The following is a 24939-nucleotide window of genomic DNA, read 5'->3' on the forward strand; positions in this document are numbered from 1 at the left end:
GTCCGCCACCGCCCCGGGCGTTGTCAGTGGCGGGCCGTACGGTGGGCGCATGGACAGCCATGGGCAGTGCGAGCAGCGGGTGGTGTGGGCCGTCGTCGGCACCGGCATCGGCCCCCTGCTGCTGGCCGCGACCGGCGACGGTCTGGTCAACGTCGTGTTCCACGCCACGGACACCGTGCGCGACCGGGCGCTCGAACGGCTCGCGTCCCGGCTCGGCACCCGACCCGTCGAGGCGCCCGGCTCGCCGCTGCTGGCCGAGGCGATACGGCAGGTCGAGGCGTACTTCGCGGGCGAGCGGCACGGCTTCGACCTGCCCCTGGACTGGTCGCTGACAGCGGGCTTCAACCGGCAGGTGCTCAGGGAGCTGGAGTCCGGGGTGCCCTACGGCTCGGTCGTCGGGTACGGCGAGCTCGCCGGCCGCCTGGGCCGTCCCGGCGCGGCCCAGGCGGTGGGCCTGGCGATGGGGGCCAACCCGCTTCCGGTCGTCGTGCCGTGCCACCGGGTCGTGGAGAACGACGGCGGCATCGGCGGATTCGGCGGCGGCGTGGACACCAAGCGGAAGCTGCTCGCGCTGGAGGGCGTGCTGCCCGAGCCGCTGTTCTGAGGGGCCCGGGCGTCCGCAGCCGGCGGTCTGGGGGGGCGGCGGGGGCTACGCGTAGTGCCGTGCCTCGAAGACGTTGCCGTCCGGGTCGGTGAAGTAGAAGCTGCGCCGGGCCGGGCCGCGGGCGCCGTAGGAGTCGTGAGCGAGCTTCGAGACCGGGACCGACTGTTCCTCCAGCCGGGCCCGCAGTGCGTCGAACTCCCGTTCCGGCAGGGACAGGCAGACATGGTTGACGGGGTGCCCTGCGCTGCCCTCGGACCCGGGCAGCATCCGCATGCGCTCCGCCAGGGAGTGAGGGGCGAGGTCGAGGATGGTCTCGTCGTTGACGCGCACCGAGGGGAAGCTCACGCTGCCCTCGGCGTACTCGGTGACCCGCAGGGGCTCCATCCCGAGGGCCCTCTCGTAGAAGCCGGCCGCGGCGACCGGGTCGCGCACCCACAGGACGACGTGGTCGAGGCGTGTCGTGTTGTCCGTCATGGTTCCCAGGCTGCTGGCCGTCCCGGGCACCCGCAACGGGTTTCGGGCACAGGCGCCCGCGCGTGTTTGACCGGGTCTCCCGACCGCCAGGGATGAAGGAGAACCCACGGACAGGAAGGCGGGCGCCTGATGCTGGTGGTGTCGGAAGAGGTACGGGAGGCGATCGACGCGCGTCGCCCGGTGGTGGCCCTGGAGTCCACGATCATCGCGCACGGGCTGCCGCGCCCGCGCAATCTGCTGGTGGCACGGGAGCTGGAGGAGGCCGTACGGCGGGAGGGCGCGGTACCGGCGACGGTCGCCGTGCTGGACGGGCGTCCCCGGGTCGGCCTGGACAAGGAGCAGCTCGAGCGGGTCGCGAACGAGGACGGCATCCGCAAGCTCGGCCACCGCGACCTGCCGCTCGCGGTGGCGGCCGGGGCGAGCGGGGCGACGACGGTCTCGGCGACCGCTCTGCTGGCCGCCCTGGCGGGGGTACGGGTCTTCGCCACCGGGGGGCTCGGCGGGGTGCACCGGGAGTGGACCGTCACCCAGGACGAGTCGGCCGATCTGGGACTGCTGGCGCGCACCCGGATCACGGTGGTGTGCGCGGGCGTGAAGTCCATCCTGGACGTGCCGGCGACCCTGCAGCGGCTGGAGACGCTGGGAGTGGCGGTGGCCGGGTACGGCACGGACCGCTTCCCCGGCTTCTACCTGTCCGACTCGGGACACCCGGTGGACTGGACACTGCACACCCCCGAGCAGGTGGCGGCGGTCATGCGGGCGCAGGACGCGCTCGGCGGGCCGGACGCGGCGCTCGTCGTCGCCCATCCCGTCCCGGAGGAGGAGCAGCTCGATCCCGCACTGCACGCGCGCGTGCTCACCGACGCGCTGCACGCGTGCGAGGAGGAGGGCATCACGGGCCAGGCGGTCACTCCGTTCCTGCTGGACTACCTGGTCCGGCACACCGACGGGGCGGCGCTGAGCGCCAATCTGGCGGCGGTGCGCGGCAACGTCCGGCTGGCCGCCCGGGTCGCGGCCGCGTGGGCCGGGGTGTGACCACCACGACGGGCGGCGCGCTGCTGGTGGTCGGGGACGTCGTCACGGACGTCGTGGCCCGGTACCGGGGGCCGCTGGCCACCGGCACGGACACGGCGTCCTCGATCCGGCTGCTGCCGGGCGGGGCGGGGGCCAATGTGGCCTGCTGGGCCGCCTACAGCGGGTGCGGGGAGGTACGGCTGCTGGGGCGGGTCGGCGCGGACGCGGAGTGGCACGGGAGGGAGCTGCGTGCGCAGGGGGTGCGGCCCCTCCTGGCCGTCGACCGGTCGGCCCCGACGGGGACGGTGATCTGCCTGGTGGACGCGGGCGCCGCGGCCGAGCGCACGTTCCTGACGGACAGCGGTGCGTCGCTGCGGCTGGACCCCGGCGACTGGTCGGACGCGCTGCTCGACGGTGTCGCGCGGCTGCACCTGTCGGGGTACCTCCTCTTCTCGGAGCCGAGCCGTGCGCTGGTTGCGGTCGCGCTGGCCTCGGCACGCGCGCGCGGCGTGCCGGTGAGCCTGGACCCGGCGTCGGCGGGCTTCCTGGCGGAGCTGGGCGTGGACCGGTTCCTCGGCCTGGTCGAGGGCGTGGACGTGCTGCTGCCCAGCCGTGACGAGGCGTGCCTGCTCACCGGGCTCGACGACGTCGCGGACGCGGCGGCCGAGCTCAGCCGGCACGTCCCCGTGGTGATCGCCAAGCAGGGCGCCGCCGGGGCTCTGGTGGCGCGGTCCGGTGCCGTGTGCGCGCGCATCCCGCCCTTCCCGGCGTCCGCGCGGGACAGCACGGGCGCCGGTGACGCCTTCACGGGAGCGTTCCTGGCGGCACTGGTCGGCGGGGCGGCGCCCGAGGACGCGGCGGCGCGGGGATGCCGGGCAGGGGCCCTGGCGGTCGAGCGGGTGGGTGGGAGGCCGCCGGGTCGAGGGGGGTGAACGGGGGCTCCGCGCGACGGCTCCGTCCACAGCCGGGAACGAAGCGGAATCTCCCGTTTCCACAGGCTCGTACGCCGCTCACGGGAAGCTGGCAGACTGGCGCGCCACGGCGCCGGGCGCGCGAAGCGAGGAGATCCACGGCGAGGGGACCGAGATGTCGATGGCGGGGAATCTGCGGAAGGTGACGACTCTCGGCAGGGTCGGCGGCCTCCGCAGAGTGGCGCGGCTGGCCCGGCGGCGCCCGCGCGTCGACCTGAGCCACCCGGCCCGCTCCCCGCTGGGTTCCTCGGTGGTGAACTGCGTGACCTACCGCGAGGGTGTCCGCACCCCGGCGGACGGCGACCCGGTCGAGGCCGTGCGGCGGATGCGCGAGCACGGCGACGGCTTCCTCTGGCTGGGACTGCACGAGCCCACGGAACAGGAGTTCGCCGGCATCGCGGAGCTGTTCCACCTGCACCCCCTGGCGGTCGAGGACGCGATCGAGGCCCACCAGCGGCCGAAGGTGGAGCGGTACGGCGACACGCTGTTCGCCGTGTTCAAGACGGTCTGCCACGTCGAGCACGAGGAACTCACGGCGACCAGCGAGGTGGTGAGCACCGGGGAGATCATGGTGTTCGTCGGCGAGGACTTCGTGATCACCGTGCGCCACGGCCGGCACGGTTCGCTCGGCCCGCTGCGCGAGGGTCTGGAGACCGATCCGGCGCAGCTCGCCAAGGGGCCGTCGGCGGTGCTGCACGCGATCGCGGACCATGTGGTCGACGACTTCCTGACGGTCATCGAGGCGGTGCAGGCGGACATCGACCAGGTCGAGACGGACGTGTTCGCGGAGGACGGGGCACGGGTCGACCCGGGGCGGATCTACCAGCTCAAACGTGAACTGCTCGAGCTGAAGCGGGCCGTGGTTCCTCTCGGCCGGCCGGTGGAGGAGCTGGCGACGAGGCCGAGCCGGGCGGTCGACCCGGAGATACAGGCCTACTTCCGTGACGTGTCCGACCATCTGCTGCGGGCCACGGAGCAGATCGCCGCGTTCGACGAACTCCTCAACTCCATCCTGCAGGCACACCTCGCCCAGGTGACGGTCGCCCAGAACGAGGACATGCGGAAGATCACGGCGTGGGCGGCGATCGTCGCCGTACCCACGATGGTCTGCGGGGTGTACGGCATGAACTTCGACCACATGCCGGAGCTCGGCTGGCGGTACGGCTACGGACTGGTCCTCGGCGTCATATCCGCCGCCTGCCTGACGCTGTACCGGGGCTTCCGGCGCAACGGCTGGCTCTGAGGAGCGCCCGCGGGGCGGTTCAGCCGTTCCAGGCCGGGTGGCGGGGGTCGTCGGCGCGCACCAGGACGTCGGCCGTGGCCGCGGGGTCGGTCTCCTCCTCGTAGCGCGTGAAGGCGGGGAGGGTCCAGTGCTCCGACTCAGGGGTACGGCGGCGCAGGGCGCCGGGGGTGAGGACGAGGTGGACGGTCAGGTCGAGGGGGAACCAGTGACGCAGCAGGAAGGGTCCGTGCAGCAGGAGTACGCCGCCCGGCGGGAGGTGCGCGTAGGGGCTGCGGGTGGCCCGGTCGGTCGCCGGGTCCCACAGGTCGGGCAGGACGCGTCCGTCGCCGCCGGGGCCGAGGGGGTCGAAGACCTCTCGCCACAGGGCGCCGGTGTCGTACCAGCCGTTGTAGTAGGCCTCGACGTCGTGGCGTCCATACTCCAGACGGAGCGAGGCCGGGCGGAGGAAGCCCTCCGTGCCGACGACGAGGGAGGGGCGGCCGCGCGGGCGCAGTGCCTCGCCGATCCGTTCGGCCAGGTCGCCGGGGCGGGCGGCCGGCGCGCCGTCGAGGGCGACCCGCGGCCAGGGGCTGCCGTCGGCCGGCTCCACGTCGAGCAGGCGCTCGGCGAGCCGCTCGCCGAGCCGGTCCCAGGTGATCGCTTCCAGTCGCACGTGCCCATGATGCGCCGTCGGCCGTTGCGCAGTGGACGCCCGCGTATGGTCCCGTGCCGCTCGGCCATGGTCACGGAGGCCGTGGAGAGGTTGACTCTGGGCCATCGACCGGACCTACGGGTGGGAGTGGACGCGACATGATCGATGGGCCGTACTTCGTACTGGCGGTGCTGGGCGTTCTCGGGACCGGTCTGGCGGCCGGAGTCTTCTGCGCCTTCTCGACGTTCGTGATGCGGGGACTGGCGGCGCTGCCGCCCGCGCAGGGCGTCGCCGCGATGAACGCGATCAACACGGCCGCGGTGCGCCCGGCGTTCATGCTGGTGTTCCTCGGGACGGCCGTGGTGGCGGCGGTGATCGCCGTGGTGACGTTCGTGGTGTGGCCGGACGAGGGCGCGGTCGGACTGCTGCTGGGCAGCGCGCTGTACCTGGTCGGGGCGTTCGGCGTCACGGTGACCGCGAACGTACCGCGCAACGAGGCGCTGCTCAGGCTGGAGCCGGGCACGGCGGAGGCCGCCGACCGCTGGCCGTCGTACGTCCGCGAGTGGACCGCGTGGAACCACATACGCACCGGCGCTTCGGCCGCCGCGGCGGTGGCGTACGTGCTGGCACTGGCCTGAGCGAGCGTGCACGGCGGGGTCCTCGTAACGGGCCCCGGCGCCCTGCGGGCGGACGTCCGCCGAGCCGGGGCGAGGCTGTGCACGGGCCGGTGTCCGGCGTCTCGCGGGCAGCGCTTTGCCACAGGCCGAGGCCGTGGACGGGCACGGCCCGCAGTCTGCGGAAGAGGCCCGTCCGGCGGTCGGGCCGAAGCCGCGAACGGCCCGCGGCCGGGACCGCCGCAGGGGCTCCGCCCCGCCGTTCCGCCGGCCGCGCCCTCACGGCGGCGCCCCTGCCGGAAAGCCATCCGGACCGCCGGGGCGAGGACCGGGGGCAAGGCCCCGGTCCAGCCCCCTGCGAGCCGCGTCGCCCGGACGTATCGTGGCCGCAGGAACGCCGCCCGACGACGTCCGGCCCGCCACCCCGTACGCAAGGAAGACGGCCATGGCCGATCCCAAGGGATTCATGACCACGCCCCGCGAGGAATGGCCCCGCAGGCAGGTGGGGGAACGGGTGCGGGACTGGGACGACGTGTACGTCCCCGGGGCGCTGCTTCCGCTGGTCGGACGGCAGGCCGACCGGTGCATGGACTGCGGCGTCCCCTTCTGCCACGACGCCTGTCCGCTCGGCAATCTGATCCCGGACTGGAACGACCTGGTCGCCCGCGCCGACTGGCGGGCGGCGAGCGACCGGCTGCACGCCACGAACAACTTCCCCGAGTTCACCGGACGGTTGTGCCCCGCGCCGTGCGAGGCGGGCTGTGTGCTGGCGATCAACCAGCCGGCCGTCACCATCAAGAACGTCGAGTGCGCCATCGCCGACAGGGCCTGGGAGGAGGGTTTCACGTCCCCGCGTCCGCCGGACCGGCTGTCCGGGCGGACGGTGGCGGTGATCGGGTCGGGGCCCACCGGGCTGGCCGCCGCCCAGCAGTTGACCCGTGCCGGGCACACGGTCGCCGTGTACGAGCGGGACGACCGGATCGGCGGGCTCATGCGGTACGGCATCCCCGGGTTCAAGATGGAGAAGCGGCACCTGGAGCGGCGGATAGGGCAGATGCGGGAGGAGGGGACCAGGTTCCGCACGTCGACGGCGGTCGGGCGGGACGTCGACGCCGCGGAGCTGCGCGCCCGCTACGACGCGGTGGTGATCGCCACCGGGGCGACGGCCTGGCGCGAACTGCCCGTGCCGGGACGGGAGCTGGCCGGGGTCCACCAGGCGATGGAGTACCTGCCGCTGGCCAACCGGGTGTGCGAGGGCGACCTGGCGGTGTCGCCGCTGTCCGCCGCCGGCCGGCACGTCGTCATCGTCGGGGGCGGTGACACCGGCGCCGACTGTCTCGGCACGGCGGTGCGGGAAGGGGCCGCGTCCGTGACCCAGTTGGACATCTACGCCCAGCCCGGAACGGAACGCGACGAGGAGGCCGAGCCCTGGCCGACGTATCCGAGGCTCTACCGGCTGTCGGCGGCGCACGAGGAGGCACGCCACCTGCGGTCGGCGCCGGCGGCCGACGCGGACGCCCGGCTGTTCGCGGCGTCCACGCTCCGCCTCACCGGCGACGGCGAGGGGCACGTGCGCGCGCTGCACCTGGTCGCGGTGGACGCGGGGCGCCGGCCGGTGCCCGGCACCGAGCGGGAGCTCCCCGCCGACCTGGTCCTGCTCGCACTCGGCTTCTCGGGGCCCGACCGGACGGACGGGCTCGTCGACGGGCTGGGACTGGAGATGGACCCCCGCGGCACGATCGCCCGGGACCAGGACTTCACGACCAGCGTCCCCGGCGTATTCGCCGCCGGGGACGCCGCTCGCGGGCAGTCGCTGATCGTGTGGGCGATCGCCGAGGGGCGGGCGGTCGCGGCGGCCGTCGACCGCCACCTGTCGGGCGGCACCACCCGGCTGCCGGCGCCGATCGGCCCGTACGACCGGCCGATGACGGCCTGAGACGGGATCGGCCCGGCTCACGCGGTACGCGGCCGGCCGCCGCCGGCCCCGGCGGGGTGCCGCCCGATCATGGCGCGTTGCACGGTGTGAAGTTGTCGCAGCAATTGGTGATCGACTCAGTGCCAAACAGCTTAAGAACAAGCCTCAACAAGGACGCGCCAATTCAGGACAGGAGGAAGTCCGCCTCTCCCGCCTTCGCGCCCTCGATGAACGCGGTCATCTCGGCGGACGTGTAGATCAGCGCGGGACCGTCCGGGTCGGTGGACTGCCGAACGGCGATCCGGCCGTCGGCGAGCTTCATCGCCTCCAGGCAGTTGCCCCCGTTGCCGCCGCTCCACGGCTTGTGCCAGCCCTCGCTGCCGAGCTCACGGGCGGGCATGCCGTTGTATATCCGCTGGGCGCGGGCGCGTGGCGACGGCTGGGGTTTCATACGGTTCATTCACAGCTCCTTGCGGAGATCCCGGAGGATCTCCTTCGTGCGATGTGCCGTGGCGGCCTGTGCCGCCATGCGGTCCATGACCTCGAGGTGGGTCGCCACCTCGGTGCGCGCGTCGAGGTAGACGGCGCCGGTCAGGTACTCGCTGTAGACCATGTCCGGCAGTTCCGGCATGGCGAATCGGAACAGCACGAAGGGCCCGTACGTGCCGGGGTGCGGCCCGTTCCCGAACGGGGCGATCTGCAGCGTCACGTTGGGCAGCTTCGCGGCGTCGAGCAGCTTGTCGATCTGGGCGCGCATCACCTCCGGGCCGCCGACCGGGCGGCGCAGCGCGGTCTCGTCCATGACGACCCACAGCCGGGGCGCGTCCTCGCGGGTGAGCAGGTCCTGGCGTTGCATCCGCAGGGCGACGTGGCGCTCGATGTCGTCCGGCCGGGTCTGGCCGATGGCGCCCGAGCGGAGCACCCCGCGCGCGTAGTCCTCGGTCTGCAGCAGCCCGGGGACGAAGTGGGGCTCGTAGGAGCGGATCAGCGAGGCCGCGCCCTCCAGGCTGACGTACATCGAGAACCAGCCCGGAAGGATGTCGTGGAAGCGCTGCCACCATCCGGGTTTGTTGGCGTCCTCGGCCAGCCGGACGAAGAGGTCGGCCTCCTCGTCCTCGACACCGTACGCCTTCAGCAGGAGCTGAAGGTACGGGATCTTGAGGGCGACCTCGGCCATCTCCATGCGGCGGATCGTCGCGGGAGCGACGCGAAGGACGCGGGCGGCCTCCTCACGCTTGAGTCCGGCGCGTTCCCGCAGGTCCAGCAGGCGCCGGCCGAGAACGACCTGGCCGACCGTCGGTGCGGACCGCGGCTCGCTCACCGCCCCACCTCCACGAAGAGTCCTGACAAACGATGCTGCTGCGACCGCGTGATCCCCGGCGGTGATCCCACGGTCGCCGAAGGGCCGGCCGCTACGCGCGCGGACAGCCCGGCGGCGCCATTCGAAGACCTATTCGAAAGTCTGGGCAGACCTCCGGCGATCTGAAGTGGCGCCGCTCGACGTGCTGTTGCGAGCAGTGTGCCACGCCCTTCCAGACCGTCACACAGCACTCTGCAATTTTCAGAGTGACACTTGCCAAGTGTTCACGGCGGGGCGATAGTGGCAAGCGTGATTCCGTCCGCGCCCTTAGGAACAGACGCCGTCGCGGGGCCCAGGGGCCCCGGCACCGCCATGGGAGCCGGCTCCTCGGGAGCCGTCGCTGCCGGGCGCCGGTTCCGTTTCGAGCTGGCCGCACATCCGGGCTCCCCCGCGCAGGCCAGACGCCTGACACGCGCCCGGCTGAACGGCTGGTCGGTGTGCGAGGACACCTGCGACACCGCGGCCCTGGTGGTCTCCGAACTGGTGACCAACGCGATCGTGCACACGGCGAGCAGCCACATAGTGTGCGAGCTGCACGGCGACGACGACCTGGTCCGCATAGCCGTGCGCGACGAGGGATGCGCGCCCGGTCAGCCGCACCCGTCGCACGGCCGGCGGCCCGACGACGAGCACGGCCGGGGACTGCTCCTCGTCGACGCCCTGTGCGACGCCTGGGGCGCCCACGAGCACGGGCCCGGCCTGCTGGTCTGGGCCGAGCTGCCGCACAAGGCCGACACGCCGCGCGACCCGGCCGAGCCCCGCAACGACCTGGGCTGGGGCGCCCGCCCGAAGCCCGGTCCCGCCGACGGCACCGACGACGACGGCGAGACGGACGGCCGGCGCCCCGAGCGGTCCGGACGCGACGCACACCACCGAGAGGCACGGCACGGAACGGGGACCGAATGGCTATGAGGGTTTCGTCCGGCACCCCCACCCTCGGCCTGGACACCCTGGTGCGCCTCCAGCGCGCAGTGCGTGAGGCCGGCACACCCCGGCGGCTGCCCGTGCCGGACGGTATGACGGCCCCGCTGGGCTGCGACGCGGTGGCGGCGCCCGCCCGGCTCGGCCCGCTGGTGCTGCCCCGGCTGCCACGCGTGGGCTGCGTCTACGCCGACGAGGCGCACTGGTGGTGGATCGTCCCGTCCGACTCGGACTACGCCCTGGAATGGCCCGCCCCCGCGCGGTACGCCACCGGGGCGGCCCTCCCCGACGCCCCGGGCGTGCCCGGCCTGATACACCGGCCGGAAGGCACGGTTCCCTACACGCCGCCCATTCCGCTCTACCTGGCACTGTGCCGGCTGACCAACACGACGCCGACCTGGTCACGGCCGGTGAGCGCGTAGGCGCGGCACGCGCCGGCACCGGCGCCCGCGCCTCGGGCGGACCCGCGCCCGTCCGTCAGGCGGCCGCGTCACCGGCCCTCTCGCCGCCGCGGACGACGACGAGGAACATGTCCGTGGCGAGGTCCATGACGACCTCGGCGGGCAGGCCCTCCAGACGCCGCGCGTGCGCGAACTCCTCCGCGGGCCAGGATCCGCGCGGTCCGCCGGCGGGGAAGCGTTCGAGCACTGTTCGCCCGTTCACCCTGCACCTCCATGTAGCGCTGTACTCGTAGAGTTAAACGCCAACCATGGAATGAACGCCTGGTGAAGTGATGGTACTGAGACTAAGTTGACACTCGTTCACCGCAATGCGTGAGTCGCGTCTCGTCCGTACGGGTGTCGTCGCTACGCGGTGTGTCAGTCCTCGTACTCGTCGTGGTAGCGGATCTCCCCGTCCACAGCCGCCCCGAGGGCCGACGCGCGTCCCTGCGGCCGCTCCCACGGCTCCCGCCGGCCGAGCGCGGTCAGGTCGAGGAGGCTGGTGGTGGAGCCGAGCCCGTCGAGTCCGCGCTCGTAGGTCGAGTAGGTGTGGAAGACCCGGTCGTGGTCCCGCAGGAAGCAGCTCAGCCCCGGCCGCTCGACCCGTTCCCCCTCGTGTTCGAGGGTCGCCTCGAAGTCGGTGTTGAAGTCGCTGACGTGCGACGAGTACCAGGGCAGGCTCCAGCTCCTCCAGTACGGCGGTCCGCGGGGGCCGACCGCGGGAAGGAGCGGAACTCGTCGCGGCTCGACAAGATTCTCTCCCGGGCACTCAGCCGGACGCCCGCTCGACGGCTCGGCCGAGGATGCGCCCGCACTCCGTGACCGCCCGCGTCAGGCTCTCCGGTTCGGGGGTCAGGCCCGCCACGAGCGGGTCGACGGCGTCCAGCCCGGCCAGGCGGACGATCCCCTTCTCGTTGGTGACCCACTCGCCGCGGGCCGCCAGTACCGCGTGCGCCGTCTGGGTCGCGGCGAGCGCGATCGCGCCGGCGACCTGGGCGACGGCGCCCCTGGGGGCGTGTGCGGCCCCGGCGTAGGCGAGGGTGGCCGTGGCCGTGCCGTACCAGCGTGCGGGGGCGGTGGCGCGCAGGGCTTCCGGGTAGGCGGGGCGGGGCAGTTCGCCGCGCAGCACCCGGTTGACCGCCAGCTCCGCGACGACCAGGTACGTGGGAATGCCGGCCAGGTGGAACATCAGCGGCTCGACGTCGAAGCGTCCCGCCTCCGCCTCCGCCCGTTGGTGCTCGACCACGTCGAGGTCGCGGTAGTGCACGTCGACCCGGCGCTCGTCGATCGTCAGCCAGGCGCCCCCGTTGAACACGCCGCCTCCCCACTCGCCGATGCCGGAGACCTCCCCGGCCCAGCCGACGGCGCGGAGGTCGTCCGGGTCGAAGGCGCCCCGGTAGTAGACGGCCATGTCCCAGTCGCTGCCGGGTCCGTGCGTGCCCCGGGCCCGGGAGCCGCCCAGGGTGACGGCGCGGACCGCGGGCAGCGCGGCGAGCCGGTCGGCGGTCGCATCGAGGAAGGCCTGATCCGTGAGGGAGGGCATTGCTGCGGGCTCCTGACGACAGCGGCGGCGTGACGGACGCCGGAAGCCTAGGCGGCCGTGTCGCGGGCCGCGAGGGAATTCGCGTGCGCCGACGGGCCGGACGACGGAGGATCGGGACTTCCCCCGTCGTACGAGGAGTTCATGTGATTCAGCGCGTCACCGTGTCCGGTCTGTTCCCGCCTCCCGTCTACTCCCACGCCTCCGTCGTGGAGGCCGGGACGAAGCTCGCCTTCCTCGCGGGGTCGGTCCCGCTCGACGCGGACGGAAAGCTGGTCGGTGCGGGCGACCCGGTCCGCCAGGCGGAGCAGGTCATCGCCAATCTCACCGAGCAGTTGCGGGCCGTCGGGAGCGGTCTGGAGCACGTGCTCACGACCGACGTGTACGTCCTGAGCGACGAGCCGGGCGCACTGTCCGCCGTCTGGGACGTCGTCGAGGCGTCCGGGCTCAGCGTCGGCCCGCATTCCTCGACGCTGCTCGGGGTGAACTGCCTCGGGTACGCGGGCCAGTTGGTGGAGATCACCGCGACGGCGGTCGTACCGGACGCAAACTCCTCCGCGGCGGTGGCGCAGGCGTAGCGTCCGCACGCCCGGGGACACCGGAGCCGGGTCTACGCCGGGCCCGGACCGGTGCCGCGGCGTGCGTACGTGTCCGTCGCGGCCACCAGTGCGTCGTCCCCGGCCGCCCCGGCGTCGTGTCCGGCCTCGTCCACGACCACCAGCTCGCTGTCCGGCCAGGCGTGGTGCAGCCGCCAGACGATGCCGAGGAGGTTGCCGGGGTCGAGGCTGCCCTGTACGAGGGTGCCGGGGATGCCCTTCAGCAGGTGTGCGTCGCGCAGGATCACGCCCTCGTCGTTGCCCTCGCCGAGGAAGTGGCCGTTGCCCCAGTAGTGCGTGACGGTACGGGCGAAGCCCAGGCGGAACACCGGGTCCTGGAACCGTGCGACCGAGCCCGGAGGGGCGGGGATCATCGCCGTCTCCCAGTCGGTCCAGGACCGCGCGGCCCGTTCCCGGACGTCCGGGTCGGGTGACTCCAGCAGCCGGTTGTAGGCGGCGGCCAGGTTGCCGTCGCGCTCGTCGGCGGGCAGCCCGGCGAGGAACCGCTCGTGGCCCTCCGGGAAGAGCCTTCCCAACCCGCGGGTGAGGAGCTCCACTTCGGGGTCGGAGCCGGTGGTGACTCCCGTCAGGACCAGTTCGGACACGACACCGGGATGGGTCTGGGCGTACCGCAGTCCCAGGGCCGATCCCCACGACACGCCCCACACCAGCCACCGTTCGATGCCCAGGTGGGCGCGCAGCCGTTCCAGGTCCGCCATGAGGTGGGCGGTCGTGTTCACGCTCATGTCGGTGGTGTGGTCGCCGGCCGGCGGTACCGAACGTCCCGCGCCGCGCTGGTCGAGCAGCACGATCCGGTACGCGGCCGGGTCGAAGTACCGCCTCAGGTTGGGGCTGGTACGGGATCCCGGTCCGCCGTGCAGGACGACCGCGGGCTTGCCGTCCGGGTTCCCGGACGTCTCCCAGTAGATGTGGTTGCCGTCCCCCACGTCGAGCATGCCGTGGTCGTACGGTTCGATGGTCGGATAGCGGCCCATCGGAGCACCGTAGCGCCGCCGGCGCCTGTCCCTCATCCCTTTTCCGTCGTGGGCAGCCCCGCCGTCCCGGCCGCCGTGCGCAGCACGTCCCGGAGCATCCGGGGGGTGAGCCGGCCGGTGAAGGTGTTGCGCTGGCTGACGTGGAAGCAGCCGAAGAGGTGCAGCTCGGCCTCGTCGGGCGCGTGCAGGGTGACGCGGGTGCCGTGGGCGAACGGGGGCCGGGGCCGGGGAACGGTCCAGCCCGCCGCGGTGAACGCGGGCAGCGCGGCCTGCCACCCGAAGGCGCCGAGGACCACCACCGCCCGCAGCGTCGGCCGCAGCAGCCCCAGTTCCCGCACGAGCCAGGGACGGCAGGTGTCGCGCTCGGCGGGGGTGGGCTTGTTGGCGGGCGGAGCACAGTGCACCGGAGAGGTGACGCGCACGCCGTACAGCTCCAGGCCGTCGTCGGCACGGACGGCGGTGGGCTGGGAGGCGAGCCCCACGTCGTACAGCGCCTGGTACAGCACGTCTCCGGAGCGGTCGCCGGTGAACATCCGGCCGGTGCGGTTGCCGCCGTGGGCCGCGGGAGCGAGCCCCACGATCAGCAGGCGCGCGTCGGGCGGTCCGAAGCCGGGCACCGGCCGCCCCCAGTACGTCCAGTCGGCGAAGGCCGCCCGCTTGGTGCGGGCCACCTCCTCCCGCCAGGCGACGAGTCTCGGACAGGCCGTGCATCCCGCGATCCGCCGGTCGAGTGCGGTGAGGGCGCTGCTGTCCATGCCACCCACCGTAAGACCACCGGGCCACGAAACCACGGGGCCGCTGGGTCACTGACTCCGCGGGACAGCCGCCGGGAGAGCCGAGGTTCCACCTGTCCTCCGGACCGCCGGGCGGTCCTCGGGGACCCCCGGGCCCCTGTTCCCCCGCTCCTCAGGACCACCGGGCCGCCGTTCCACCTGTCCGCCGAGCCTCGGCCGCGGTTCCGTCTGTCCGCGAGGCCGGGCGGCCGCATCCCCGCCTGTCCGCGGTACCGCCCGACCGCCGTCCTGGCCGGCCGCGGGACCACCTCCCCCCTCCCCGACCACCACGCCCCCGAACCGGCCGTCCCGTCGGGGACCGATCCCCCGCGCGCCGCCGGGCGGCTAAGGTCGGAACATGGCTTCCGAGCATGACGAGGGCGGGAACGGCGGGGCGACGGCCGCACGGGATTCCGCAGCCGAGACGAAGGCCGCCGGCCAGGCCGCCCCGGCCCCGAAGACCGCGGCCGCGATCGCCGCCGCCGAGGCCGCCGGGCCTCAGAACGGCGAGAGCGTCCGCGTCGACAGCTGGATCTGGGCCGTACGCCTGATCAAGACCCGCTCCCTCGGCGCGACCGCCTGCCGGGGCGGTCACGTCAGGGTGAACGGCGAGCGTGTGAAGCCCGCGTACTCCCTGCGTGTCGGCGACGAGGTGCGCCTGCGGCACGAGGGCCGGGAACGGGTCGTCGTCGTGAAGCGGCTGATCCGCAAGCGCGTCGGGGCCCCGGTCGCCGTCCAGTGCTACGTCGACAACTCCCCGCCGCCCCCGCCCCGCGAGGCCGTCGCCCCGGCCGGCATCCGGGACCGCGGCGCCGGCCGCCCGACCAAGCGCGACCGGCGCGAGCTGGAACGCCTGCGTGGTTCGCAGGGCCTGGGCCGCCCGGACGGTCACTGAGCCGCTTCGCCGCCCGCTCACGGACCGGTCCGTGAGCGGGCGGCGAAGCGCGTGGTGGCCCGGCCGCGACGACGGCGGTGGCAGCGGTGGTCGCCCGGTCAGGCGCGCCTGCCCAGCAGCCGGAGCAGCTTCGTGTTGTGCTCCCTGCGGGCCCGGGCGACGAACAGCAACGGCACCATCAGGATGAGCGGCGTCGCCGCGTTCTCACCGTCGAAGCAGGTGAGCTGGACGACGAACGCCCCCACCATCAGCGCGCTCAGTGCCGTCGCCGCCACCGACTGGAGCACCGGGACGAGCAGGGCGACCGCCCCGGCCAGTTCGAGCACGCCGACGGCGTACATCCCGGCATCCCCCCAGCCCATCTCGGCGAAGGTGTCGGCCGCCGACGGGTGAGCGATCAGTTTGGGCATCGCGCTCGCGCCGGCGAAGAACAGCGCGAGGAGCACCTGCACACCGCGCAGTGCGATCCGGGCACCCCTCCGACGAGTCCACGGGACGGACGTCACGCAGGTGGCGGGTGCGACGGAAGTGACGGAGGCGGTGGTCTCGGACATGGCGGTCTCCCGGGCTGAGCGGTCCGTGCTGCTGTCGGGGAGGTAGACCGCCGCGCACCCCGCGACTCATCGCTCTCCGCGCCGAGATCACCCCCCTTTCCGGAAGATCCTGTGCCCCGTGAGCCTCCCCCGGCCCCCTAACCCACGGGGACCGCCCGCACCCAGGTCCCGTCCTCAGTGAGACACCGGTCCACTCTCAGCCCCGATTCCGCGAGCGCACGGTCGAACTGCTCCCCGGTCAGCGGACGGGCGCGGAAGGTCTGCGTCCAGACCGCGTCGGGGAACTCGTACTCCACGTGAACCGAGTTGACCCCGTCGCCGACCGGCTGCGCCGACACGATCCGTACGGTGAAGCCGCTGGGGTCCACGCGTTGGCGCGGCACGTTCGTGTGGTAGTCCGCGCCCTCCCTCTGGATCAGCACGCTGCCGCCCTCCGCGACGTGCCGGACGCAGGTACTCAGCAGTCCTCTCCTCACCTCCGGGTCGGCGGTGTGGACGAGGAACGACGCCAGCATCACGACGTCGAACCTCTCCCCCAGGTCGAGGTCCTCGATCGGGCTGCGTATCGTCCGTGCCCCGCTCACGCGCGCCAGCATCTCGGCGGACTCGTCGACCGCCGTGACCGAGAAACCTCGCTCCACCAGCGGCCGGGTCACCCGGCCCACCCCGCAGCCCAGCTCCAGGATGCGTGCGCCCGCCGGCGCGGCCATGGTCACGATGTCGGGCTCGTCCCCGACGGGCAGACGCGAATAGAGCTCGACCGCGCAGCCGTCCGGGGTGATGGCTCCGGGCCCCGTCCCCCGGTGCCCCTCTCGCATTTTCAGCTCCATGCCCGTCCAACGGGCCTGCCCCGCACAGCTGTTCCCCCACTCACCCGTTTCACCCGACCGAGTGAACGCACGCGGCGTCCCCCCGCGGACCGGGTACGGCGGCTCATTGGCCCTCGCCTCGCTCCGGGAGTACGTTTTCCAGTGGAGTGGTCATCACCATGCGTACGGGCAGTGAACCGGCAACCGCGCGCAGTGCCCTGCGGGCGCGGTTCTGGCTGAGCGTGTGGGGACTCGTCTGGGCGGTCTTCGGGACCGCCGTCTTCGCGCTCACCGGGCGGCCCGGCTGGGCCGCAGCCTGCGGCGTGCTGTGGCTGATCATCACGATCGACCTGGCCGTGATCCTCCGGCACATCCGCCAGGGTCCGCACTATCAGCCCGGCCCGGACGTCCCGCCGTACCCGCCCCCGGACGCCCGCACACGGACCGGCCCGCCGGGCTCCCCGACCCGCGGACCCGGTCGGCCGCGAGGCCCCGGTCACCCCTGACCCGTGCGACCCCAATCACCCCCTGACCTGTGAAGCCCCGGTCTCTCTCTGACCGTGAAACCCCGGCTCCGCGCGCCCCACAGCGCAGGGCTCACCACGAAGCCGAGGCTGTCGAGAGGGGTCAGGAATCGAACCGCGCCTGCTGGAGATACTCCGGGTTCGGGTCCAAGGCCGCCGCCAGCCGGAAGTGGCGCCTGGCCTGGTCGGGACAGCCCCGGCGTTCGAAGGTGCGGGCCAGGGCGAAGTGCGCGAAGGCGTTGTCCGGCTCGCGTTCCAGGACGATGGTGAACTCCAGCTCGGCGGGTCGGAGCTGCGCCGCGGCGAAGAAGGCACGAGCCCGCAGCAGCCGTGCCGCGGTGCTCTCGGGGTGCGCGGCGATCACCGCGTCGAGGAGCTTCACCGCGCCCCGCGGGTCCCGCGCGGCGAGCAGTTGCTCGGCGGCGCGGAAGTCGATGACGTTCGTCTCCGGAGTCCGTCCGTTCGAACCGCTGGTCTCGGGCACGGCTGATTCCTTCCCTCGCTGGAGGAGGTCAACGCCCGCGTGAAGGCCGCTATTCCGGGGACGACCACGGCCGCGAGGCCCTCGGCGGGGCATCACACGGACGTGCGCGCCCGCCGCAGCAGCTCCGCCCACACCTCGTCCACACGCCGCCGCAGCTCCTCCAGCGGGACGTCGTTGTCGATGACGACGTCCGCGACCGCCCGGCGCTGTTCACGCGTCGCCTGGGCGGCCATGCGTGCGCGGGCGTCCTCCTCCGTCATGCCGCGCAGCCGCACGAGCCGGTCGAGCTGGGTCGCGGGGTCCGCGTCCACGACGACGACGAGGTCGTACAGCGGCGCGAGGCCGTTCTCCGTCAGCAGCGGGACGTCGTGGACGACGACGGCGTCCGGGGCGGCGGCCTGTTCGAGTTCGCGGGAGCGGGCGCCGACGAGGGGGTGCACGATCGAGTTGAGCACGGCCAGTCTCTCCGCGTCCGCGAAGACGATCGAGCCCAGCTTCGGCCGGTCGAGGCTGCCGTCGGCGGCGAGCACGTCCTCGCCGAACGCCTCCACGACCGACGCGAGCCCCGGGGTGCCCGGCGCGACGACCTCGCGCGCGATCCGGTCCGCGTCGATCAGTACGGCGCCGTGCTCGACGAGCAGCCGGGACACCTCGCTCTTGCCGGCGCCGATCCCGCCGGTCAGGCCCACCTTCAGCATGGGCGGAAGCTTAGGGCCTGCCGATGACGGCGCCTCGGACGGGGCGCCGCGCCGCGGGCTCCCGGCCTCAGGCCTCGCCCTCGCGCTCGGCCAGGAACCGTTCGAACTCGCGGCCGATCTCGTCCGCCGACGGGATCTCGACCGGCTCGGCGAGCATGTTGCCCCGGGTCTCGGCGCCCGCGGCGGCGTCGTACTGGTGCTCCAGGCCCTGGACGAGCACGGTGAGTTCCTCGTCGCCCTCCTGGACCTGCCGGTCGATCTCGGTCTGGGTGCGGTGCGCCTCCGTGCGCAGGGCGTGCGCGATGCCGGGCAGGACCAGCCCGGTCGCCGCCGTAATGGCCTCCAGCACGGTCAGCGCGGCGTCGGGGTAGGCGGAGCGGGCGATGTAGTGCGGCACGTGCGCAGCGACGCCCAGCACCTCGTGGCCGGCCTGCATGAGCCGGTACTCGACCAGTGCCGCGGCGCTGCCGGGCACCTGCGCCTCCTCGAAGGGGCTGCGGTGGCCCGGGACCAGGTCGGTGCGGTTGCCGTGCGGCGTGATGCCGACGGGGCGGGTGTGCGGGACGCCCATGGGGATGCCGTGGAAGTTGACCGCCAGGCGGACGCCGAGCCGCTCGACGATCTGCGTCACGGCGGCGGCGAAGCGCTCCCACTCGACGTCCGGTTCGGGGCCGGACAGCAGCAGGAAGGGCGCGCCGGTGGCGTCCTGGACGACCCGCACCTCGAGGGTGGGCTCCTCGTAGTCGGCCCAGGTGTCGCGTTTGAAGGTCAGCAGCGGGCGGCGGGCCCGGTAGTCCACGAGACGGTCGTGGTCGAAGCGTGCGACGACCTGGTGGGGCAGTGAGTCCAGCACCTGGTCGACGATCTGGTCGCCGGTCTCCCCGGCGTCGATGTATCCGTCGAAGTGGTAGAGCATGACCAGCCCGGCCGACTCCTGGGCGAGTGCCATGTCGACCACTGCCAGGCCCTTCGGCTCCCATGTGTACAAACCCTGCGGATCAAGCACAGTGACTGCTCCCCTCCTCGTGTTCACAGGTGACAACGCGGGGACGGGGGCGGACATTCCCCACGGAGAGCGCTGTGATCTTGAAAGCGGAGTCGCAGCGGGCCCCGGCGGACAGCAGGGTCACTGCACCCGGACAGCACCGAGGGGCCGCACCTCGGAAAGGTACGGCCCCTCGGTCAACGCTCAGGCCTCAGCGGCCCGCGATCAGCTCTGGCCGCCGGCCAGCTTCTCGCGCAGCGCCGCCAGCGCCTCGTCCGACGCCAGGGCGCCGGAGTTGTCGCCACCCTCGGAGGAGTACGAACCGCCACCGGACGCGGCCGGAGCCGCACCCGCGGTGTCGCCACCCTCGGCAGCGGCCTTCTCGTCCGCCTCGCGGGACTTGATGACCTGCGCCTGGTGCTGCTCGAAGCGGGTCTGCGCCTCGGCGTACTGGCGCTCCCACTCCTCGCGCTGCTTCTCGTAGCCCTCGAGCCAGTCGTTGGTCTCGGGGTCGAAGCCCTCGGGGTAGATGTAGTTGCCCTGGTCGTCGTAGGACGCGGCCATGCCGTACAGGGTCGGGTCGAACTCGACCGCCGACGGGTCGGCACCGAAGGCCTCGTTGGCCTGCTTCAGCGAGAGGCTGATGCGGCGACGCTCGAGGTCGATGTCGATGACCTTGACGAAGATCTCGTCGTTGACCTGGACGACCTGCTCCGGGATCTCCACGTGGCGCTCGGCCAGCTCGGAGATGTGGACCAGACCCTCGATGCCCTCGTCCACGCGGACGAACGCACCGAACGGAACCAGCTTCGTGACCTTGCCGGGCACGACCTGGCCGATCTGGTGGGTGCGGGCGAACTGCTGCCACGGGTCTTCCTGGGTCGCCTTCAGCGACAGGGAGACGCGCTCGCGGTCCATGTCGACGTCGAGGACCTCGACGGTGACTTCCTGGCCGACCTCGACAACCTCGGACGGGTGGTCGATGTGCTTCCAGGACAGCTCGGAGACGTGGACCAGACCGTCGACGCCACCCAGGTCCACGAAGGCACCGAAGTTGACGATCGAGGAGACGACGCCGGAGCGCACCTGACCCTTCTGGAGGGTGGTGAGGAACGTCTGGCGCACCTCGGACTGGGTCTGCTCCAGCCAGGCACGGCGGGACAGGACCACGTTGTTGCGGTTCTTGTCCAGCTCGATGATCTTCGCCTCGAGCTCCTTGCCCACGTAGGGCTGGAGGTCGCGGACGCGGCGCATCTCGACCAGGGAGGCCGGGAGGAAGCCGCGGAGGCCGATGTCGAGGATGAGACCACCCTTGACGACCTCGATGACGGTACCGGTGACGATGCCGTCCTCTTCCTTGATCTTCTCGATGGTGCCCCAGGCACGCTCGTACTGGGCGCGCTTCTTCGAGAGGATCAGGCGGCCTTCCTTGTCCTCCTTCTGGAGGACCAGGGCCTCGATCTCGTCACCGACGGCGACGACCTCGTTGGGGTCGACGTCGTGCTTGATCGAGAGCTCGCGGCTCGGGATGACACCTTCGGTCTTGTAACCGATGTCGAGCAGGACCTCGTCCCGGTCGACCTTCACGATGACGCCGTCGACGATGTCGCCGTCGTTGAAGTACTTGATCGTCTCGTCGATCGCTGCGAGGAAGGCTTCCTCGTTACCGATGTCGTTGACCGCAACCTGCGGGGTGGTGGCGGTGGTCTCGGTGCTGCTCGTCATGTGGGAAAGGGCTCCGGTACGGACATTGAAGTCGTAGGTACTGCTTACGCCGGGAGCCCGTTTCGCTCTGCAGAAGCCGGACAGCCAAAGAAGCACCACACGGAAATACTTGTGGCGCCCCGAGAACCGAGGGGACATACAACAGATGCGAGCGCGACCTGCTACGTCTGAGGTGCGCAGGCCCGCAGCGCAACTTGTAGCATACGGGGGCGGCCGGGCATGGTCAATGCGCGAAGCCGCACACCCGGGGCAGATCGCCGCATATCCGGCGCAAGTGCCGTCTCCGGAGGCCACGTGGACCCCATGGCGTCCCGTGCGACACCAGGGCGCAGCCACCCGGAAGAGCCGCAGACTAGTACGAGGGAGCCGGTCATCCAAGAGCCCGCAACGTCCGCAGCGGAAGAGACGGAACCCGAGGCCACTCGGCGTGCCGCCGGTGTCACGGAGAGCGCCCGCGCCAACCGCGGCTGGTGGGACCGGAACGCGGACGAGTACCAGATCGAGCACGGCACCTTCCTCGGCGACGACCGCTTCGTGTGGTGTCCCGAGGGCCTCGACGAGGTGGAGGCCCAGCTCCTCGGCCCGGTGGAGGACCTGAAGGGCAAGGACGTCCTGGAGATCGGTGCCGGAGCCGCCCAGTGCGCGCGCTGGCTGGCCGCCCAGGGCGCGCGTCCGGTGGCCCTGGACCTCTCCCACCGCCAGCTCCAGCACGCGCTGCGCATCGGGGGCTCGTTCCCCCTGGTCTGCGCCGACGCGGCCGTGCTGCCCTTCGCGGACGCCTCCTTCGACCTGGCGTGCTCGGCGTACGGGGCGCTGCCGTTCGTCGCCGATCCGCGGCTGGTGCTGCGGGAGGTGCGCCGGGTGCTGCGGCCCGGGGGGCGTTTCGTCTTCTCGGTGACCCATCCGGTGCGCTGGGCCTTCCCGGACGAGCCGGGCCCCGAGGGGCTTTCGGTGTCCGCCTCCTACTTCGACCGCACGCCGTACGTCGAGCAGGACGACGAGGGCCGCGCGGTGTACGTCGAGCACCACAGGACGCTCGGCGACCGGGTGCGGGACGTCGTCACGTCGGGGTTCCGGCTGGTGGACCTGGTGGAGCCGGAGTGGCCGGACTGGAACACGTCCGAGTGGGGCGGCTGGTCGCCGCTGCGCGGCCATCTGATCCCCGGCACGGCGATCTTCGTGTGCGAGCGGGACTGACCCGCTCGCACCGGGCACGCGTGCGTGGGGACGGTTTCGCCGGCGTACGACACTGGGGGCGTGATCCGTTACGACGCCCTGGACGCCCTCCCCGTACGCGATGCCCTGCCCGCCCTCCGCGAGGCCCTGGACGGCCCCGGCACCGCGGTGCTGGTCGCCCCGCCCGGCACCGGCAAGACCACGCTGGTGCCGCTCGCGCTGGCCGGGCTGCTGGGCGAGGGGCCCGCGCGGCGCGTGGTCGTGGCCGAGCCGCGGCGGATCGCGGCGCGGGCGGCGGCCCGGCGGATGGCGTGGCTGCTGGGCGAGAGGCCCGGCGCGGGCGTCGGGTACACGGTGCGCGGGGAGCGGGTGGTCGGGCGGCACACGCGCGTGGAGGTCGTCACGACCGGAGTGCTGCTCCAGCGGCTCCAGCGGGACCAGGAGCTGACGGGTGTCGACGCGGTGGTGCTGGACGAGTGCCACGAGCGGCACCTGGACGCGGACACGACGGCGGCGTTCCTGTGGGACGTGCGGCAGACGCTCCGGCCGGAGCTGCGGCTGGTGGCCGCGTCGGCGACGACGGACGCGGAGGGCTGGGCGCGGCTGCTGGGCGGAGCGCCGGTCGTGGAGGCGCGCGGGGTGTCGTACCCCGTGGAGGTGGTGTGGGCGCCGCCGGCGCGTCCCGTGCGGCCGCCGCACGGAATGCGGGTGGATCCGGCGCTGCTCGCGCACGTGGCGTCGGTGGTCCGGCGGGCGCTGGCCGAGCGGGACGGGGACGTGCTGTGCTTCCTGCCGGGCGTCGGGGAGATCACCCGGGTCGCGGGGCTGCTGGGCGGCCTCGGGGACGTCGAGGTGCTCCAGGTGCACGGGCGGGCGCCGGCCGCCGTGCAGGACGCGGTGCTGTCCCCGGGGGCGGGGCGTCGGGTCGTGCTGGCGACCTCGGTCGCGGAGTCCTCGCTGACGGTGCCGGGTGTGCGGGTGGTCGTGGACGCCGGGCTGGCGCGTGAGCCGCGGGTGGACCACGCACGGGGGCTGAGCGCGCTGACCACGGTGCGCGCCTCGCGGGCCGCGGCACGGCAGCGGGCCGGGCGGGCGGGGCGTGAGGCTCCCGGCACGGTCTACCGCTGCTGGACGGAGGCGGAGGACGCCCGGGTACCGGCCTTCCCGTCGCCGGAGATCAAGGTGGCCGACCTGACGGCGTTCGCTCTGCAGGCGGCGTGCTGGGGCGACCCGGACGCCTCCGGGCTGGCGCTGCTGGATCCGCCGCCGGGCGGGGCGATGGCGGCGGCGCGGTCGGTGCTGGCGGCCGTGGGCGCGGTGGACGCGGCGGGGCGGGGCACCGAACGGGGCGTGCGGCTGTCGCGGCTGGGGGTGCATCCCCGGCTGGGACGGGCGCTGCTCGACGCGGGCGGCTCCGGAGCGGTGGCGGAGGTGGTCGCGCTGCTCAGCGAGGAGCCTCCGCGGGAGTACGGGGACGACCTGGCGTCCGCGCTGCGCACCGCCCGGCGCGCAGGCGACGCGTACGCGGCCCGGTGGCGGACGGAGGCCCGCCGCCTGCGGTCGGCGGCGACGGAGTACGGCGTACGGGGCGCGGGGGCACCGGACGACGATGACGCCGGTACGTGGCCGGGCGCGGGGGACGGCGCCGGTGGGCAGGGCGGGCGCGGGGAGGGCACAGAAGTCGAGGCCGGCGGCCGTGGTGGTCCGGTGGAGGCCGGTGGTCGTTCCGGCCGCGCCGAGGAGGGTGGCCGGGCGCGGGGCGCCTCGTCGGAGAGCCCCCGCCACGGCGGCCGGACGGAGGGCGGTCGCGGGGCGGGGGAAGCCGTGCCGGACGACGACGGTGCCCGGGGGGACCGGGCGCGCGGTGCCGCCTCGCGGGACCGCCGGGCCGAGGACACCGGCGCCGGGGCGGAGGGCGGCGGGGGCCGGGCGGGGCTCCGTGGGCGTCGCGGGGCCGGCGCCGGGCTTCCGGAGGACGCGCTCGTCGGGCTCGTGGTCGCTCTCGCGTTTCCCGAGCGGGTGGCCCGGAAGGACGGGGGGTCGTATCTGATGGTCTCCGGAACACGGGCGGAGCTGCCGGAGGGGTCCCGGCTGCGGGACGCGCCGTGGATCGCCGTGGCCGTGGCCGACCGGCCCGTGGGCCGGGGGCACGCGCGCGTGCGGCTCGGGGCGGTGGTCGACGAGGCGACGGCCCGGCTCGCGGCGGGCGCGCTGCTGGCGGAGCGGGACGAGGTGCACTGGGCCGACGGCGACGTGGTGGCCCGGCGGGTCGAACGGCTGGGGGCCGTCGAGCTGTCCGTGGGGCCGCCGGCCGACGCCGCCCCCGGGCTCGTACGGGACGCCCTGCTGGAGGGGCTGCGGCAGGAGGGCCTCGGGCTGCTGCGCTGGTCGGCCGATGCCCTGGTGCTGCGGCAGCGGCTCGCGTTCCTGCGGCTGCACCTGGGCGAGCCCTGGCCGGACGTCTCGGACGACGCGCTCCACGCGCGCGTGGACGAGTGGCTGGAGCCGGAGCTCGGCCGGGCCCGCCGGCGCGCCGACCTGGCGCGGATCGACGCCGGGCAGGCACTCGCGCGGCTGCTGCCCTGGGCCTCGGGCGAGGCGGCGCGGCTGGACGAACTCGCCCCGGAACGGATCACCGTGCCCAGCGGGTCCCGCGTCCGGATCGACTACGACGACCCGGAACGGCCCGTGCTCGCGGTGAAGCTGCAGGAGATGTTCGGGCTCCAGCGGTCGCCCGAGATCGCCGGGGTGCCCCTCCTCGTCCACCTCCTCTCCCCCGCCGGCCGTCCGGCCGCGGTCACCGCCGACCTGGCCTCCTTCTGGCGGGACGGCTACAGGGGCGTACGGGCGGAACTGCGCGGCCGGTACCCGAAGCATCCGTGGCCCGAGGACCCGGCCTCGGCGCGGCCGACGCGGCACACCAAGGCGCGGCTCGGGCGGGAGTCCGCGGCCGGGTCGTGACGGTCCGCGGCGACGTACGGCCGGGGGCGCCACGCCA

The 24939-nt window shown here is 73.5% G+C and carries 27 protein-coding genes and 1 pseudogene; 13 read left to right on the plus strand and 15 right to left on the minus strand.

Features of this window, described 5'->3' with window-relative positions; all coding sequences use genetic code 11:
- The first annotated feature begins 49 nt into the window (after positions 1 to 49).
- Positions 50 to 604 (plus strand): methylated-DNA--[protein]-cysteine S-methyltransferase, encoded by a 555-nt coding sequence (locus ACH499_RS00925; RefSeq protein WP_399013055.1) that lies wholly within the window; start codon positions 50 to 52, stop codon positions 602 to 604.
- A gap of 45 nt (positions 605 to 649) precedes the next feature.
- Here the strand turns inward: ACH499_RS00925 and ACH499_RS00930 are convergent, their stop codons facing one another.
- Positions 650 to 1078 carry a VOC family protein gene (locus tag ACH499_RS00930; RefSeq protein WP_356199937.1) on the minus strand — a complete coding sequence of 143 codons (429 nt, stop codon included), beginning with the start codon at positions 1076 to 1078 and terminating at the stop codon, positions 650 to 652.
- 126 nt (positions 1079 to 1204) lie between these two features.
- On the opposite strand from ACH499_RS00930, the gene ACH499_RS00935 reads away from it, so the two are divergent.
- The 3 genes from ACH499_RS00935 to ACH499_RS00945 all read left to right on the plus strand — a co-directional run bounded on the left by ACH499_RS00935 (position 1205) and on the right by ACH499_RS00945 (position 4306).
- Positions 1205 to 2113, plus strand: coding sequence for a pseudouridine-5'-phosphate glycosidase (locus ACH499_RS00935; RefSeq protein ID WP_399013798.1), 909 nt, complete (start codon positions 1205 to 1207; stop codon positions 2111 to 2113).
- Positions 2110 to 3024, plus strand: coding sequence for a carbohydrate kinase family protein (locus ACH499_RS00940; RefSeq protein WP_399013058.1), 915 nt, complete (start codon positions 2110 to 2112; stop codon positions 3022 to 3024). Before ACH499_RS00935 ends, ACH499_RS00940 begins: the two co-directional genes overlap by 4 nt.
- Before the next feature lie 154 nt (positions 3025 to 3178).
- Complete coding sequence (locus ACH499_RS00945) at positions 3179 to 4306, plus strand: magnesium and cobalt transport protein CorA (RefSeq protein WP_399013060.1); 1128 nt, start codon at positions 3179 to 3181, stop codon at positions 4304 to 4306.
- A 19-nt stretch (positions 4307 to 4325) separates the two neighbouring features.
- On the opposite strand, the gene ACH499_RS00950 is transcribed toward ACH499_RS00945, so the two are convergent.
- A complete protein-coding gene (locus ACH499_RS00950) occupies positions 4326 to 4958 on the minus strand; it encodes a uridine kinase (RefSeq protein WP_399013061.1) in 633 nt (210 codons plus the stop codon).
- 137 nt (positions 4959 to 5095) lie between these two features.
- Between ACH499_RS00950 and ACH499_RS00955 the strand changes: the two genes are divergently transcribed.
- Both ACH499_RS00955 and ACH499_RS00960 read left to right on the plus strand, forming a co-directional pair.
- Entirely contained in the window at positions 5096 to 5575 is a 480-nt protein-coding gene (locus ACH499_RS00955; RefSeq protein WP_356199945.1) for an anthrone oxygenase family protein, read from the plus strand.
- A gap of 421 nt (positions 5576 to 5996) precedes the next feature.
- A complete protein-coding gene (locus tag ACH499_RS00960; protein ID WP_399013063.1) occupies positions 5997 to 7487 on the plus strand; it encodes a glutamate synthase subunit beta in 1491 nt (496 codons plus the stop codon).
- A gap of 163 nt (positions 7488 to 7650) precedes the next feature.
- Here ACH499_RS00960 and ACH499_RS00965 read toward each other — a convergent pair whose 3' ends face one another.
- Positions 7651 to 7926, minus strand: a complete 276-nt coding sequence (locus ACH499_RS00965) for a DUF397 domain-containing protein (protein WP_356199949.1) — start codon at positions 7924 to 7926, stop codon at positions 7651 to 7653.
- Entirely contained in the window at positions 7927 to 8787 is an 861-nt protein-coding gene (locus ACH499_RS00970) for a helix-turn-helix transcriptional regulator (protein ID WP_356199951.1), read from the minus strand.
- Between the two features lie 279 nt (positions 8788 to 9066).
- Between ACH499_RS00970 and ACH499_RS00975 the strand changes: the two genes are divergently transcribed.
- Together ACH499_RS00975 and ACH499_RS00980 are read left to right on the plus strand one after the other, a co-directional pair.
- Positions 9067 to 9738: an ATP-binding protein gene (locus ACH499_RS00975; RefSeq protein WP_356199953.1), complete on the plus strand. Its 672-nt coding sequence runs from the start codon at positions 9067 to 9069 to the stop codon at positions 9736 to 9738.
- Entirely contained in the window at positions 9735 to 10169 is a 435-nt protein-coding gene (locus ACH499_RS00980; RefSeq protein WP_399013066.1) for a hypothetical protein, read from the plus strand. The genes ACH499_RS00975 and ACH499_RS00980 overlap by 4 nt, the downstream gene beginning before the upstream one ends.
- Before the next feature lie 55 nt (positions 10170 to 10224).
- Here the strand turns inward: ACH499_RS00980 and ACH499_RS00985 are convergent, their stop codons facing one another.
- The 3 genes and pseudogenes from ACH499_RS00985 to ACH499_RS00995 all read right to left on the minus strand — a co-directional run bounded on the left by ACH499_RS00985 (position 10225) and on the right by ACH499_RS00995 (position 11730).
- Positions 10225 to 10410: a hypothetical protein gene (locus ACH499_RS00985; RefSeq protein ID WP_356199957.1), complete on the minus strand. Its 186-nt coding sequence runs from the start codon at positions 10408 to 10410 to the stop codon at positions 10225 to 10227.
- A 155-nt stretch (positions 10411 to 10565) separates the two neighbouring features.
- Positions 10566 to 10871: pseudogene (locus ACH499_RS00990) on the minus strand (DUF899 family protein); the annotation flags it as partial.
- 85 nt (positions 10872 to 10956) lie between these two features.
- Positions 10957 to 11730 (minus strand): nucleotidyltransferase domain-containing protein, encoded by a 774-nt coding sequence (locus ACH499_RS00995; RefSeq protein WP_356199958.1) that lies wholly within the window; start codon positions 11728 to 11730, stop codon positions 10957 to 10959.
- 143 nt (positions 11731 to 11873) lie between these two features.
- Between ACH499_RS00995 and ACH499_RS01000 the strand changes: the two genes are divergently transcribed.
- Positions 11874 to 12305, plus strand: coding sequence for a RidA family protein (locus tag ACH499_RS01000; RefSeq protein WP_399013068.1), 432 nt, complete (start codon positions 11874 to 11876; stop codon positions 12303 to 12305).
- A gap of 32 nt (positions 12306 to 12337) precedes the next feature.
- On the opposite strand, the gene pip is transcribed toward ACH499_RS01000, so the two are convergent.
- Positions 12338 to 13318 (minus strand): prolyl aminopeptidase, encoded by a 981-nt coding sequence (gene pip / locus ACH499_RS01005; protein ID WP_399013071.1) that lies wholly within the window; start codon positions 13316 to 13318, stop codon positions 12338 to 12340.
- Positions 13319 to 13350: 32 nt separating this feature from the next.
- Complete coding sequence (locus tag ACH499_RS01010; RefSeq protein WP_356199964.1) at positions 13351 to 14073, minus strand: uracil-DNA glycosylase; 723 nt, start codon at positions 14071 to 14073, stop codon at positions 13351 to 13353.
- Between the two features lie 376 nt (positions 14074 to 14449).
- On the opposite strand from ACH499_RS01010, the gene ACH499_RS01015 reads away from it, so the two are divergent.
- Entirely contained in the window at positions 14450 to 14986 is a 537-nt protein-coding gene (locus ACH499_RS01015) for an RNA-binding S4 domain-containing protein (protein ID WP_399013073.1), read from the plus strand.
- Positions 14987 to 15084: 98 nt separating this feature from the next.
- On the opposite strand, the gene ACH499_RS01020 is transcribed toward ACH499_RS01015, so the two are convergent.
- Positions 15085 to 15540 carry a DoxX family protein gene (locus tag ACH499_RS01020; protein WP_399013075.1) on the minus strand — a complete coding sequence of 152 codons (456 nt, stop codon included), beginning with the start codon at positions 15538 to 15540 and terminating at the stop codon, positions 15085 to 15087.
- A 137-nt stretch (positions 15541 to 15677) separates the two neighbouring features.
- Positions 15678 to 16358, minus strand: coding sequence for a class I SAM-dependent methyltransferase (locus ACH499_RS01025; RefSeq protein WP_399013076.1), 681 nt, complete (start codon positions 16356 to 16358; stop codon positions 15678 to 15680).
- A gap of 170 nt (positions 16359 to 16528) precedes the next feature.
- Here ACH499_RS01025 and ACH499_RS01030 point away from each other — a divergent pair, with 170 nt between their 5' ends.
- Positions 16529 to 16855: a DUF6343 family protein gene (locus ACH499_RS01030; protein WP_399013078.1), complete on the plus strand. Its 327-nt coding sequence runs from the start codon at positions 16529 to 16531 to the stop codon at positions 16853 to 16855.
- 121 nt (positions 16856 to 16976) lie between these two features.
- Here the strand turns inward: ACH499_RS01030 and ACH499_RS01035 are convergent, their stop codons facing one another.
- The 4 genes from ACH499_RS01035 to rpsA all read right to left on the minus strand — a co-directional run bounded on the left by ACH499_RS01035 (position 16977) and on the right by rpsA (position 20765).
- Positions 16977 to 17357 (minus strand): tetratricopeptide repeat protein, encoded by a 381-nt coding sequence (locus ACH499_RS01035; RefSeq protein WP_356199973.1) that lies wholly within the window; start codon positions 17355 to 17357, stop codon positions 16977 to 16979.
- A 92-nt stretch (positions 17358 to 17449) separates the two neighbouring features.
- Positions 17450 to 18055, minus strand: coding sequence for a dephospho-CoA kinase (coaE, locus tag ACH499_RS01040; protein ID WP_399013080.1), 606 nt, complete (start codon positions 18053 to 18055; stop codon positions 17450 to 17452).
- 67 nt (positions 18056 to 18122) lie between these two features.
- Positions 18123 to 19061 carry a PAC2 family protein gene (locus ACH499_RS01045; protein WP_356199976.1) on the minus strand — a complete coding sequence of 313 codons (939 nt, stop codon included), beginning with the start codon at positions 19059 to 19061 and terminating at the stop codon, positions 18123 to 18125.
- A gap of 204 nt (positions 19062 to 19265) precedes the next feature.
- Entirely contained in the window at positions 19266 to 20765 is a 1500-nt protein-coding gene (rpsA, locus tag ACH499_RS01050; RefSeq protein ID WP_356199977.1) for a 30S ribosomal protein S1, read from the minus strand.
- Between the two features lie 303 nt (positions 20766 to 21068).
- Between rpsA and ACH499_RS01055 the strand changes: the two genes are divergently transcribed.
- Together ACH499_RS01055 and ACH499_RS01060 are read left to right on the plus strand one after the other, a co-directional pair.
- Positions 21069 to 21962 (plus strand): methyltransferase domain-containing protein, encoded by an 894-nt coding sequence (locus ACH499_RS01055; RefSeq protein WP_356199979.1) that lies wholly within the window; start codon positions 21069 to 21071, stop codon positions 21960 to 21962.
- 60 nt (positions 21963 to 22022) lie between these two features.
- Positions 22023 to 24902, plus strand: a complete 2880-nt coding sequence (locus ACH499_RS01060; protein WP_399013083.1) for an ATP-dependent helicase C-terminal domain-containing protein — start codon at positions 22023 to 22025, stop codon at positions 24900 to 24902.
- Positions 24903 to 24939: the final 37 nt, after the last annotated feature.

This window comes from Streptomyces sp. NPDC018947, assembly GCF_044390505.1.
Classification (GTDB): Bacteria; Actinomycetota; Actinomycetes; order Streptomycetales; family Streptomycetaceae; genus Streptomyces.

Excerpts from the sequence above, each read along its gene's own strand:
- ACH499_RS01030 (WP_399013078.1), top strand. The coding sequence starts at position 16,529 with ATGCGTACGGGCAGTGAACCGGCAACCGCGCGCAGTGCCCTGCGGGCG.
- ACH499_RS00925 (WP_399013055.1), top strand. The coding sequence starts at position 50 with ATGGACAGCCATGGGCAGTGCGAGCAGCGGGTGGTGTGGGCCGTCGTC.
- pip (WP_399013071.1), bottom strand. The coding sequence starts at position 13,318 with ATGGGCCGCTATCCGACCATCGAACCGTACGACCACGGCATGCTCGAC.
- ACH499_RS00955 (WP_356199945.1), top strand. The coding sequence starts at position 5,096 with ATGATCGATGGGCCGTACTTCGTACTGGCGGTGCTGGGCGTTCTCGGG.
- ACH499_RS01015 (WP_399013073.1), top strand. The coding sequence starts at position 14,450 with ATGGCTTCCGAGCATGACGAGGGCGGGAACGGCGGGGCGACGGCCGCA.
- ACH499_RS01020 (WP_399013075.1), bottom strand. The coding sequence starts at position 15,540 with ATGTCCGAGACCACCGCCTCCGTCACTTCCGTCGCACCCGCCACCTGC.
- ACH499_RS00945 (WP_399013060.1), top strand. The coding sequence starts at position 3,179 with ATGTCGATGGCGGGGAATCTGCGGAAGGTGACGACTCTCGGCAGGGTC.
- ACH499_RS01025 (WP_399013076.1), bottom strand. The coding sequence starts at position 16,358 with ATGCGAGAGGGGCACCGGGGGACGGGGCCCGGAGCCATCACCCCGGAC.
- ACH499_RS00995 (WP_356199958.1), bottom strand. The coding sequence starts at position 11,730 with ATGCCCTCCCTCACGGATCAGGCCTTCCTCGATGCGACCGCCGACCGG.
- ACH499_RS00930 (WP_356199937.1), bottom strand. The coding sequence starts at position 1,078 with ATGACGGACAACACGACACGCCTCGACCACGTCGTCCTGTGGGTGCGC.
- ACH499_RS00960 (WP_399013063.1), top strand. The coding sequence starts at position 5,997 with ATGGCCGATCCCAAGGGATTCATGACCACGCCCCGCGAGGAATGGCCC.
- ACH499_RS01010 (WP_356199964.1), bottom strand. The coding sequence starts at position 14,073 with ATGGACAGCAGCGCCCTCACCGCACTCGACCGGCGGATCGCGGGATGC.
- rpsA (WP_356199977.1), bottom strand. The coding sequence starts at position 20,765 with ATGACGAGCAGCACCGAGACCACCGCCACCACCCCGCAGGTTGCGGTC.
- ACH499_RS00980 (WP_399013066.1), top strand. The coding sequence starts at position 9,735 with ATGAGGGTTTCGTCCGGCACCCCCACCCTCGGCCTGGACACCCTGGTG.
- ACH499_RS01055 (WP_356199979.1), top strand. The coding sequence starts at position 21,069 with ATGGCGTCCCGTGCGACACCAGGGCGCAGCCACCCGGAAGAGCCGCAG.
- ACH499_RS00965 (WP_356199949.1), bottom strand. The coding sequence starts at position 7,926 with ATGAACCGTATGAAACCCCAGCCGTCGCCACGCGCCCGCGCCCAGCGG.
- coaE (WP_399013080.1), bottom strand. The coding sequence starts at position 18,055 with ATGCTGAAGGTGGGCCTGACCGGCGGGATCGGCGCCGGCAAGAGCGAG.